The sequence below is a fragment of the Variovorax sp. GW821-FHT09B01 genome (genome assembly GCF_059418345.1).
Genome location: NZ_JBWKPQ010000001.1, coordinates 1,314,716 through 1,326,389 on the forward strand (window position 1 = coordinate 1,314,716; position 11,674 = coordinate 1,326,389).

The 11,674-nt window shown below is 71.0% G+C and carries 10 protein-coding genes; 6 read left to right on the top strand and 4 right to left on the bottom strand.

What is annotated here, in order from left to right:
- Nucleotides 1-16: 16 nt before the first annotated feature.
- Entirely contained in the window at nt 17-1,162 is a 1,146-nt protein-coding gene (locus AC07RV_RS05810; RefSeq protein WP_296786319.1) for a DJ-1/PfpI family protein, read from the top strand.
- On the opposite strand, the gene psrA is transcribed toward AC07RV_RS05810, so the two are convergent.
- The 4 genes from psrA to phnD form a co-directional block, all read right to left on the bottom strand.
- Nucleotides 1,163-2,260: an iron-containing alcohol dehydrogenase PsrA gene (gene psrA, locus AC07RV_RS05815; RefSeq protein WP_296786322.1), complete on the bottom strand. Its 1,098-nt coding sequence runs from the start codon at nt 2,258-2,260 to the stop codon at nt 1,163-1,165.
- Nucleotides 2,261-2,336: 76 nt separating this feature from the next.
- The gene (gene phnE, locus AC07RV_RS05820; RefSeq protein ID WP_296786325.1) at nt 2,337-3,161 is read right to left on the bottom strand and encodes a phosphonate ABC transporter, permease protein PhnE; all 825 of its coding nucleotides are present in this window, start codon (nt 3,159-3,161) and stop codon (nt 2,337-2,339) included.
- Complete coding sequence (phnC, locus tag AC07RV_RS05825; protein WP_093346793.1) at nt 3,158-3,964, bottom strand: phosphonate ABC transporter ATP-binding protein; 807 nt, start codon at nt 3,962-3,964, stop codon at nt 3,158-3,160. The genes phnE and phnC overlap by 4 nt, the downstream gene beginning before the upstream one ends.
- Nucleotides 3,961-4,839 (bottom strand): phosphonate ABC transporter substrate-binding protein, encoded by an 879-nt coding sequence (gene phnD / locus AC07RV_RS05830; protein ID WP_296786329.1) that lies wholly within the window; start codon nt 4,837-4,839, stop codon nt 3,961-3,963. The genes phnC and phnD overlap by 4 nt, the downstream gene beginning before the upstream one ends.
- A 147-nt stretch (nt 4,840-4,986) precedes the next feature.
- Here phnD and AC07RV_RS05835 point away from each other — a divergent pair, with 147 nt between their 5' ends.
- The 5 genes from AC07RV_RS05835 to AC07RV_RS05855 all read left to right on the top strand — a co-directional run bounded on the left by AC07RV_RS05835 (nt 4,987) and on the right by AC07RV_RS05855 (nt 11,673).
- Nucleotides 4,987-5,874 carry a LysR substrate-binding domain-containing protein gene (locus AC07RV_RS05835; RefSeq protein WP_296786332.1) on the top strand — a complete coding sequence of 296 codons (888 nt, stop codon included), beginning with the start codon at nt 4,987-4,989 and terminating at the stop codon, nt 5,872-5,874.
- Between the two features lie 129 nt (nt 5,875-6,003).
- The gene (locus tag AC07RV_RS05840; protein WP_296786335.1) at nt 6,004-8,235 is read left to right on the top strand and encodes an alkaline phosphatase family protein; all 2,232 of its coding nucleotides are present in this window, start codon (nt 6,004-6,006) and stop codon (nt 8,233-8,235) included.
- 11 nt (nt 8,236-8,246) lie between these two features.
- Nucleotides 8,247-8,501 (top strand): hypothetical protein, encoded by a 255-nt coding sequence (locus tag AC07RV_RS05845; RefSeq protein ID WP_296786337.1) that lies wholly within the window; start codon nt 8,247-8,249, stop codon nt 8,499-8,501.
- Between the two features lie 39 nt (nt 8,502-8,540).
- The gene (locus AC07RV_RS05850; protein ID WP_296786340.1) at nt 8,541-10,691 is read left to right on the top strand and encodes a phosphocholine-specific phospholipase C; all 2,151 of its coding nucleotides are present in this window, start codon (nt 8,541-8,543) and stop codon (nt 10,689-10,691) included.
- A gap of 106 nt (nt 10,692-10,797) precedes the next feature.
- On the top strand, nt 10,798-11,673 hold the full coding sequence (locus AC07RV_RS05855) for a LysR substrate-binding domain-containing protein (RefSeq protein ID WP_296786343.1): 876 nt from the start codon (nt 10,798-10,800) through the stop codon (nt 11,671-11,673).
- Nucleotide 11,674 lies beyond the last annotated feature (1 nt).

Consider the following 11,674-nt stretch of genomic DNA (forward strand, 5'->3'; position numbering starts at 1 on the left):
ATGAAGGGGATTCTCCATGTGGAACGGGCTGCGCGCGCTGCTGTGCGCGAGTATGGCGGCGATCGGGTTGGCGGGATGCGGCACGGGCACGCGCGAGGCGACGGTGCCGCCCGCGGTGCACGACGAGGCGGCGCTCGCGCGCGACCGGCAGGCCTTCGTCGAGGCCATGAAGCCGCGCCGGCCCGGCCGGCCGGTGGTCGCGATGCTGGCGCTCAACGAAGGCACCGAGCTCACCGACCTGCTGCTGCCGCACGCGGTGCTGCAGCGCGCCGACGTGGCCGATGTGCGTGTGGTGGCGCCGCGCGCGGGCCGGGTCGCGCTGTTCCCGGCGCTGCAGGTCGAGGGCGCACAGGACTTCGCCGCCTTCGACCGCGCCCATCCCGCGGGCGCCGACTACGTGATCGTGCCCGCGATGGAGCCGGCCGATGCGCCCGCGGTGAGGGCCTGGCTGCAGCACCAGGCGAGCCAGGGCGCGCGCGTGATCGGCGTGTGCTCGGGCGCGCTCGTGCTCGCGCAGGCCGGCCTGCTCGACGGCCGGCGCTTTGCCGGCCACTGGTACGACCGCGGCACGCTGCGCCAGCGGCCCGGCGCCACGCATGTGCCCGACCGGCGCTACCTGGTCGACCGCGACGTGGCGACGACCACCGGCATCACGGCCTCGGTGCCCGCGACGCTCGCGCTGGTCGAGGCGATCGGCGGGCCCGCGAAGGCCGCGGCGATGGCAGCCGAGCTCGGCGTGGACGGCTGGGGCCCGGCGCATGCGAGCGCGCCCTTCGGCCTCACGACCGGGCGCGGTGCCGAGTACCTGTTCAACAAGACGGCGTTCTGGCGCGGCGAGCGTCGGCAGCTCGAGGTGCGCGACGGCGCCGACGACATCGCGCTCGCGCTGGCCACCGATGCGTGGACGCGCACGGGGCATGTCGATGTCGAGGCGGTCTCGGCCTCGGGCCCGGTGAAGCTGCGCAGCGGTCTCGTGCTGGTGGCCGGTCCCGCCACGCGCGAAGCACAGCCGCTGCTGCTGGTGGCCGCGCTCAAGCCGGTGCAGCAGCTCGACCGCACGCTGTGCGAGATCGCGGCCCGCTTTGGCAACGCGCGGCGCGACTGGGTGATGCAGGAGATGGAGTACCCGCGCACGGCGGCGAACACCGCCTGCGCGTCCTGATCAGCCGGCGTCGGCGGCGATGAAGTTGCGCCCGCGCGCACCGGCCAGCGCCTGCAGGATGCGTTCGCTCCACTCCGCCTCGGGAATGCCATAGCTCAGCGGGTCGACGCTCACGCCCAGCCCCTCGAGAAAGGCGCTCAGCGACGCGACGGCCTGGCCGATGTCATGCGCATCGAACACCGAGAGCAGCAACGCATCGAGCGCCGGATCGCGCCCGGCCGCGAGCTGCATGATGCGCGGCAGGCTGAACGAACACGCGATGCCGTGCGGCACGCCATGCCGCAGCGTGATGTCGTAGGACAGCGAATGCGCGAGCGCGGTACGCGTGTTGGAGAACGCCAGGCCGGCCTGCAGCGCCGCGGTGGCCAGGCGCTCGCGCAGCTCGGGCCGTTCGGGCCGCGCCAGCAGTTCGGGCAGCGTGGCGACGATGCTGCGGGCCGCGCTCACGGCCAGGCTTGCCGACACCGGGTTGCGGTGCACGTTCCACAGCGACTCGAGCGCATGCGACAGCGCATCGAGGCCGCTGGCCAGGGTGGCCGCATGCGGCAGGCTCAGCATCAGGTCGGCATCGACGATGGCGGCCTCGGGCCAGGTCCACGGCAGTTGCAGCGACAGCTTGCGCGCGCGCGCCTGGTCCCACACGGTGGCCCAGGGCGTGACCTCGCTGCCGGTGCCCGCGGTCGTGGGAATGGCCAGCAGCTGTCGGTGCCGCCGGACCGCGGCCGGCGCGCTGTCCGCGCCTTCGAGTAGCGCGAGCAGTTCGTCGAAGCGCCCGGCCGCGGGGCGCGTGAGCATCACCTTCGCGCAGTCGATCACGCTGCCGCCGCCGAGTGCGATGACGCAATCGACCTCCGCATGCTCGCGCCACAGCCGTTCGTACATCGGCGCCAGCCAGGCCACGTCGGGGTTCGGCAGCACCTCGGTCTCGACGGCCACGAGGCGCTCGCCCAGCAGGCCACGGATGCGATCGACGAGGCCGAGGCCGACCGCCTCGGGGAAGGCGATCAGGATCGCGCGGCGTGCGCCGAGCAGCCCGGGCAACGCATCGAGCGAGCCGCAGCCGGCATGCACGTCGACGGGGTTGTAATAGGTCCACATGATGGGTTCGGGAAAGCTGGCGCCACGGCCGCGTCATGCGGCCGGGCGCGCGAGAGAGAAAAGATCCGCGCGGCCTTCAGTGCCGGCCGCTGTGCTGGATGCGGTGGCGCAATTGGCTCGAGAGCAGGTCGGCCACGATCACCATCACGGTGATCACGATGATGCAGGTGGCGGTCTCCTGGTAGCGGAACAGCTTGAGGCTGCTCACCAGCTCGAAGCCCAGCCCGCCCGCGCCCACCATGCCCAGCACGGTGGCCGAGCGCAGGTTCACCTCGAAGCGATAGAGCACGACGGCGATCCAGGCCGTGACGACCTGCGGCAGCACGCCGAACACGATGACCTGCAGCGGCCGCGCGCCCGTGGCGCGCAGGGCCTCGAGCGGTCCCTGGTCGATCTCCTCGATGGCATCGGCGAAGAACTTGCCGAGCATGCCCGCGCCATGCAGCGCGAGCGCCAGCACGCCGGGGAACGGACCGAGCCCCACGGCCGATACGAACACCAGCGCGAGGATCAGCTCGTTGATGCTGCGCACCACGTTGAGGGCCTGCCGCGTGCACTGGTAGACCCAGCGCCGGCTCTGCAGGTTGCGCGCCGCCAGGAAGGACAGCGGAATGGCCGGCAGCACCGCCAGCAGCGTGCCCCAGACGGCGATCTGGATGGTCTCGAGCGCGGGTGCGACCAGGCGGCTCAGGATGTTGGTGTCGGGCGGCATGGTGCGGCCCAGGAAATCGATGATCTGCGGCAGGCCCGCCGCCAGTTCGGACCAACTGAGCTGCGCGCCGCCGGCGCTCCATTGCAGCGCCCAGCCGACCACGCACAGGCCGATCAGCAGGTTGAACCAGCCGCGGCGGCTCTCGGGCAGCGGGCCGGTCCAGGCGTATCGGGTCGAGGGGGTGTTCATGCGTGTCCTTCGGTGCGCGCCAGCAGCGGCAGCGGCACGGCCGCCGGGGCGGCGGGCTCCTTGCGGTCGGCCGCGGGCTGCGGCACGTAGATGCGGTCGATGTCGTCGGGGCCCATGGCCTGCGGCGCGCCGTCGAACACGACGCGGCCCTGCGAGAGGCCGACGATGCGGTCGGCGAACTCGCGCGCGTAGTCGACCTGGTGCAGGTTGCACAGCACGGTGATGCCGAGGTCGCGCGAGGCATCGCGCAGGTACTGCAGCACCTTGCGCGAGGTCTGCGGGTCGAGGCTCGCGACCGGCTCGTCGGCCAGGATCAGCCGCGGCTGCTGCGCGAGCGCGCGCGCGATGCCCACGCGCTGCATCTGGCCGCCCGACAGCGAATCGGTGCGCGCATGGGCCTTGTGCGCGAGTCCCACGCGGCCCAGGCATTCGTGCGCCAACGCGATGTCGGCGCGGCTGAAGAAGTGCAGCACCGAGGCCAGGGTCGACACCGCGCCGAGCCGGCCCGTGAGCACGTTCTTCAGCGCGCTGAGCCGCGGCACCACGTTGTGGTGCTGGAAGATCATGGCCACGCGCTGGCGCAGCGCGCGCGTGTCGGCGCAGTTCACGGCGTCCATGCCGTCGACCCTGAGCTCGCCGCCGTCGGCCAGCGCCAGCCGGTTCACGCAGCGCAGCAGGGTCGACTTGCCGGCGCCCGATTCGCCGAGCACCACCACGAACTCGCCCGCCGCGGCATCGAGGTCCACACCGCGCAGCACGGCGTTGTCGCCATAGCGCTTGGTGAGCTGCCGGATGCGGATCACTTCATGCTCCGCAGGTCGAGCTTGAGCACCTTGGCGGTGTCGCGCACCACGTTGTAGGCCGCGTCGGTGGTGGGCTGGAAGCCGTTGAGCACGCCCTGGTCGCCCCAGGGCAGGTCCTTCACGTTGGCCAGCGCCTTCGCGATCTTCGCCTTCAGCGCCGGATCGAGGTCCTTGCGCCAGACCATCGGCGACTCGGGGATCGGGTTCGACGACCAGACGATCTCGAGCTCGTCCTGCTTCACCTGGCCCTTGGCGATGGCGCTCGCGAGGATGCGGTCGGCCACGGCGGCGGCATCGACCTTCTTGTTGGCCACGGCCAGGATGCTGGCGTCGTGCGAGCCCGAGAAGATCACGCGGCCGAAGAAGGTCTCGGGGTCGTAGCCGGCCTGCAGCAGGCCCGACTTGGGGAACAGGTGGCCCGAGGCCGAGGTCGGGTCGACGAAGGCGAAGCTGCGGCCCTTGAGGTCGGCGGTCTTGGCGATGCCGCTTTCCTTGCGCGCGATGATCACGCTCTTGTAGGCGCTCTGGCCGGTCTTCTTGGTCACGGCCACCGCGAAGGCTTCCACGTCCGCGACCTGGTTCGCGAGCACGTACGAGAACGGGCCGAGGTAGGCCACGTCGAGCTTCTTGGAACGCAGCGCCTCGATCACGCCGTTGTAGTCGGTCGCCACGAAGGGCTTGACCGGCATGCCGAGCTGCTGCTGCAGGCTGTCGAGCACCTGGCGGCTGCTCTCGATCATGGCCTGCGAGTCCTCGGCCGGGATCAGCCCGATGGTGAGGGGCTGCGCGGCCAGGGCCGGCAGGGCGGCAACCGCGGAAACTGCCGAAAGGGCCAGGGCGATCAGGCTGCGGCGCAGGCGAAGGAGGGTGTTCATGGTGGTGTTGGGGATGGGAAAAGGGACTGGAAGGGACCGGAACGGCAGGCATCGGCCTGCGACTACCCCAAGGCTAAGAACGCCATGTGACAGGCGCATATCAGATCGATCACGGATTTGTCACGATTCCATTCAAACAATCTATGGATGTCCGCCGCCAAACTCCGCGCCTTCCTCGCCGTTGCCCAGCACGGCAGCTTCAGCGCCGCCGCGCGCGCCGTGGGCCTGAGCCAGCCCACGCTGACCACCCAGGTCCAGGCGCTGGAGCGCCAGCACAAGGTGATGCTGTTCCACCGCCAGGGCCACCGCATCGAGCTCACCAGCGTCGGCGAGCGCCTGCTGCCCATCGCGCGCCAGATCGCGGCGCTCGAGCTCGATTCGTACAACCTGCTGCACGACAGCGGCGACCTGCAGTCGGGCGAGCTCAAGCTCGGCGCGGTCGGCCCTTTCCACGTGATCGAGATGGTCGACGCCTACCGCCGGCGCTATCCGCGGCTCGACGTCTCGATCCGCATGGGCAATTCGTCGTCGGTGTTCAAGGACCTCGAGGAGTACGCGGTCGACATCGGCGTGCTCGCGCGCTTCCACGAGGCGCCGGGCTTCAGCGCGACGCCGTATGCGCGCCATGCGCTGATCCTGTTCGTGCACCGCGACCATCCGTTCGCCAGGCGCGGCGAGATCCGGCTCGAGGAACTGCACGGCCAGCCCATGCTGCAGCGCGAGAGCGGCTCCAGCACGCGGCGCGCGCTCGACGAGGCCTTCGCGCGCGCGGGCGTCCGGCCCAGGCTCGCGATGGAGATCGGCAGCCGCGAGGCGATCCGCGAAGCGGCCGCGCGCGGCATCGGCATCGGCGCGGTCTCCGAGGCCGAGTTCATTCCCGACGCGCGCCTGCGCACCGTGCGCATCGAGGGCGATCCCGCGGTGACGCAGACCTACCTCTATTGCCTGCAGGTGCGGCGCGACAGCCGCGTGCTCGCGTCCTTCTTCGACGTGGCGCTGAAGCTGCGCAAGGGGGCGTTCGAAGACGCCTCATGAGCCGCGCTCGCACCGATCGATCTGACGAAAAAACCGACAGGACGAACGAAATACTCATGGGCTTTCGTCTCTGGCACGTCACCCCACTCTTCTGTAATTCGGCCACTCCATCACCAGAGGCCGATAGACATGCCAGTCGAGCAATGCAGACCCCACGCCCCCGCGGACCGCGCCACGCCGGCGCGCCGCTTCCCTGATTCCACGCGCCGCCGCGGGGCCGCAGCGACGCGCGCCTTCGCGCTCGCCGCCACGCTCGTTGCCGCGCTCGCGGGCTGCGGCGGCGGCAGCGGCGGCGGCGCCTCGCTGCCCTTCCTGCCGCCCACGCAAGGCGGCGGCAACACGCCCGAGGGCCCCTCGACGCCGGCCGTGAGCCGCGCGCTGGTCATCGACCTCGACGGCGCCACCTACGGCGCGGTGCGCAGCGGCATCGCCGCCGGCACGCTGCCCAACCTCGCGAAGCTCGAGCCGCGGCTCGCCTACAGCGGCGGCATGGCCGGCACGCCGAGCCAGCAGCCCACGCTCGACACGCCCGGCTGGGCCACGCTGCTGACCGGCACCTGGGCCGCGCGCCACCAGGTGATGTCGGAAGCGCCGAAGCAGGCGATCCGCGGCGCCACCGTGTTCCAGTTGGCCAAGGCGAAGAACGGCACGAGCAACGGCGCCGCCGTGGCCTCGGCCGGGCTGGCCCAGTTGCTGGCCTCCGACCACGACAGCGGCACGCTCGATGCGCTCGCCGACTGCTCGAAGGATGCGACCGCCACCGACTGCGTGACCACGCAGGCCACGCAATTCATCGGCGGCAACTACGCCACCGTGCTCGCGCAATACCGCGCGAGCAAGGACGCGGCGCTCGACTTCGGTCTCGCCTCTCCGCAGTACGCGGGCACGCTGGCCACGCTCGACAAGGCGGTCGGCACGCTGCTCGCAGCCACCGCGAAGCGCGCCAACGAACGCTGGCTGGTCGTGATCACCGGCAACCACGGCCTCAGCGACAACAGCCAGGACGATGGCCTGCCGCTGGTGCCCGAGTCGAGCACCTTCATCGGCCTGAACCAGCCCGCCAACATCGCGGCACAGGGCATCGGCGCGGCGCTGCCGCAGACGCTGGCCGAGCTCTACGGCTACGCCAGCATCGCCGACGTGGCGCCGACCGTACTCGGCCACCTGAAGGCGCTGCCCGATGCGAAGGCGTCCCCGATGGACGGCGGCCGGCTCACCGGCGCGCAGCCCGTGTCGCGGCTCACGGCTTCTGTGCTCGACAACAACTCCGCCACCGTGAGCGTGAAGCTCGACTGGGTGGCGCCTTCGGCCGGCGCGATCACGGTGCTGCGCGACGGCCAGCCCATTGCCTCGAAGCTGCCGGCCGGCATTACCACCTTCACCGACAGCCAGCTCGCGCAGGTGCTGACGGCCAGGGGCAGCTACCAGTTCGACTACACGGTGCAGGCCGGCGACGGCGACGACGCGGCCACGCGGGCCGTGCTCTCGCCGCGCGTGTCGTACGTGCCGCCGGTGCCTCTCGCGCCGACGCTGAAGAACGGCCTGGTCTCCTACTACCCGTTCAGCGCCACGCTGCCGCCGGTCGATGCCATGGGCCACAGCACCATGGGCCCGGCCGCGAACGACCTGCCCGCGGCCGCCGGCCTGGTCGTGCCGGGTCCGTTCCCGGGCACGCACGGCCTGCTGATCGACACCAACTACGTCACCACCGCGGGCATCGAGGGCTACCGGCTCACGCCGGCCGAGGGCTTCGACATCGCCAAGGGCACGGCGCCGCAGTTCACCATCGGCCTGTGGTTCAAGACGCCGGCCTGCGTCTCGAAGAACAACGTGACCATCCTCTCCAACAAGAGCTATGTCAGCGGCGGCAACGCGGGCGTCGCGCTCGGCCTGTTCGCGAGTTCGGGCGACCAGTGCGGCGTGGCCTTCAACATCGGCTCGGGCGGCGGCGTGCGCGCGGACGGGCCGACCAGTCCCTACACGCAGATCGCCATCGATCGCTGGGTCTACATCGCCTTCTCGGTCGACGGCGTGGCCAAGACGATGAACATGACGGTGTTCGATCCCGTGACCAGCACCACCAACCGCGTGGCGGTGGGCAAGTCGACCGGCGCCGTGGACCTCTCGAAGCTCTCGCCGTACCCGCACTGGGGCATCGGCGACGACGGCACCGGCACCTTCCTGATGAACAAGTGCAATGGCTCCGTCACGCCGCCGTATGTCGCGGGCAAGTGCGCGACCGCGCCGACCTACCAGGAGCATTTCGGCGACCTCGCGATGTGGAATCGCGTGCTGACCGATGCCGAGCTGCAGTCGATCTTCCTGTCGAACAAGCCGCTGTCGACGCTGTCGGCCAACTGAAGGGAAGCGCGATGACATCCATGTTCTTCCCCGGATGGCGCGCCGCCGCGAAGGCGCTCGCCCTGGCCTGCGCCGCAGGTGCGCTGCTGGCCGCCTGCGGCGGCGGCGGCGGATCGGGCGCCCCGTTCGCCGCGCCGCCCACGGCCAATGCGAGCGGCGATGGTGCCGCCGCACCCCAGGTACCGATCGTCTCGGCGCCCGGCAACGGCGCCGAATCCGGCGCCGACGTCCCCGTCCGGAATTCCAGGCTCGACTGCGCGCCCTGAGCGCGCGCGTCCGGCCAGCCACCCTCACCGCCGATCACCATGACCACCTTGAACCGCCGCGCCCTGCTGCGCGCCGCCGCGGCCAGCGCCGCCCTCGGGCCCTTCCCGCCCGCCATCCAGCGTGCGCTGGCCATTCCCGCCCACAACGCGACGGGCACGCTCAACGACGTCGAGCACGTCATCATCCTGATGCAGGAGAACCGTTCCTTCGACCACTACTTCGGCACCATGCCCGGCGTGCGCGGCTTCAGCGACCGCTTCACGATCCCGATGGCCTCGGGCCAGCCGGTGTGGCTGCAGCAGGGCGCGTCCGACACGGTGCAGCCCTTCTACCTCGACGCCACCAAGGGCAACGCGCTGCGCGTGGGCGGCGCGCACGACTGGGGCGACCAGCAGGCGGCCTGGGACGGCGGGCGCATGGCGGCCTGGCCGAAGGCCAAGAACACCAAGATCTCGATGGGCCACCTGCGCCAGTCCGACCTGCCGTTCCACTGGGCGCTGGCCGATGCCTTCACGGTCTGCGACGCGTACCACACGTCGATCCACACCGGCACCTTCACCAACCGCATGTTCCTGTGGAGCGGCACCAACGGCGCCAACGTCGTCGGCCGCGCCTGCGTCACCAACGCCAACTGGGGCGGCCTCGGTCCCTCGGGCGACGGCCTGAACTGGACCACCTACCCCGAGCGCCTGCAGGCGGCCGGGGTCAATTGGAAGGTCTACACGCGCCCCGGCAACAACAGCAACAACAACCAGCTGGTCGCCTTCGCGTCCTACCGCGCGGTCGACGAGCAGCTGCGCGCGCAGGGTTCGCCCAACGCGGCCTACGGCCCGGCGATGGAAGCGCTGTCGCCGCTCTACAAGGGCTTCGGCAACACCATGCCCGACGGCGGCTTCCTGCAGGCCGTGGCCGACGACATCGCCGCGGGCACGCTGCCGCAGGTGAGCTGGATCGTCGCGCCCGGCGCCTACAGCGAGCATCCGAGCATGTCGGTGCCGCAGCAGGGCGCGTGGTACATCCAGACCTTGCTCGACATGCTGACCGCCAACCCGGAGGTCTGGAGCAAGACGGTGCTGATCATCAACTTCGACGAGAACGACTGCTTCTTCGACCACGTGCCGCCGCCGGCGCCGCCCTGGCGCAACGCCGACGGCAGCCACGAGGGCAAGTCGACGGTGGACATCGCGAACGAGTACTACACGATGCCGGCGCCGGCCGGCGATTCGAGCCAGCGCACGCCCGATGGTCGCCCCTTCGGCGCCAGCTCGCGGCTGCCGATGCTCGTGATCTCGCCGTGGAGCGTGGGTGGCTGGGTCAACTCGCAGGCCTTCGACCACACCTCGACCCTGCGCTTCCTCGAACAGCGCTTCGGCGTGCGCGAGACCAACATCAGCCCGTGGCGGCGCGCGGTGTTCGGCGACCTGATGTCCTGCTTCGACTTCCGCAACCCCAACGGCGCCCGGCCCGCGCTGGTGCCCGCGCCCACGCGCGCGCAGGCCGATGCCACCTACTCGCAGCAGGTGGCATCGCCGGGCGTGCCCGTGCCCGCCGCGGGCTCGGTGCCGCTGCCCTCGCAGGCATTGGCGCTGCGCCCCTCGCGCGCGCTGCCCTACCGCCTGCACACCAGCGCCAACGTCGACCTCGCGGGCCGCCGCGTGTGGCTCAGCTTCAGCAACACGGGCACGCAGGGCGCGGTGTTCCACGTCTACGACGAACTCAACCTCACGCGCTATCCGCGGCGCTACACCGTCGAGGCCGGCAAGATGATCTCCGACGCCTGGCAGGCCAGCACCGACGACGCGGGCCGCTACAGCCTCTGGGTGCTGGGGCCGAACGGCTATCACCGGCGCTTCAAGGGCGAGCTCGGCGCGCTGGCCGGCGCGGCCAACCCCGAGGTGCGCGTGTGCTACGACCCCGAGCGCAACGCGGTCCGCCTCACCATCATGAACATGGGCGAGGCCCCGGCCGCGGTGACGGTGCGCGCCAACGCCTACCGCGGCGACGGCCCGTGGACCTACACCGTGTCGCCGGGCATGCAGCTCGAGCCCTCGTGGAGCCTCGCGGACACCCACAGCTGGTACGACTTCACGCTGACCATGGGTGATGGCTTCGAGCGGCGCTTCGCCGGCCGGCTCGAGACCGGCCAGGACGGCACCAGCGATCCGGCGATGGGCGTCGCCGCTTCGTAGTGCAAGATGCCGCCGCCCAGCGCGGCGGCACGCTTACACGAGGCCATCACGATCGGCCGGCATCATGGTGCGTTTCGCAACGACCCACCGATCCCGGAGACCCGCAGTGACGCTCAACCAGATCCGCGCCTTCGTCGCGGTCGCCCACGACGGCGGATTCACGGCCGCGGCGCGCACGCTGGGCATGAGCCACAGCACGCTCAACTCGCAGATCCAGATGATGGAGCGCGAGTACGGCGCCGAGCTGTTCCATCGGCGCGGGCGCCGCGTCGAGCTGTCGGCGCTCGGCCTCGAGATGCTGCCGCTGGCGCGGCGCATGATCGCGCTCGAGGGCGACATGAGCTCGCTGCTCGATGACAGCGGCAAGCTGCGCCACGGTTCGCTGAAGGTCGGCGCGGTCGGCCCGTACCACGTCACCGAGATGATCGAGGCCTACCACGCGGTGCATCCGCGCATCAAGATCTCGGTCACGCTGGGCAACTCCGAGGTGGTGCTCGACGCGCTCGACCGCTACGTGAGCGACGTGGGCGTGGTCGCGAGCCGCTTTCCCGACGAGCGCTATCACATGCAGCTCTATGCGCGCTACCCGGTGATCGCCTTCGTCCATGTCGGCCATCCGTTCGCCAAGCGCGAGGCGATCGCGCTGCGCGAACTCTCGGGCCAGCCGCTGCTGATGCGCGAGCCGGGCTCGACCACGCGCAAGGCGCTCGAGGACGCGCTCGCCAAGCAGGGCATCGCGGTGCAGGTCGCGATGGAGATCGGCAGCCGCGAGGCGCTGCGCGAGGCCGTCGCGCGCGGGCTGGGCATCGGCACGGTCTCGGAATCCGAGTACGTGCCCGACCCGCGCCTGCGGCCGGTGCGCATCGAGGGCGACGTGGTCTCGACCCACATCCACGTGTGCTGCCTGCGCGAGCGGCGCGACAGCCGGCTCATCGCTTCCTTCTTCGAGGCCATCGCCGATCGCACGGCACCCGCCACGTGAT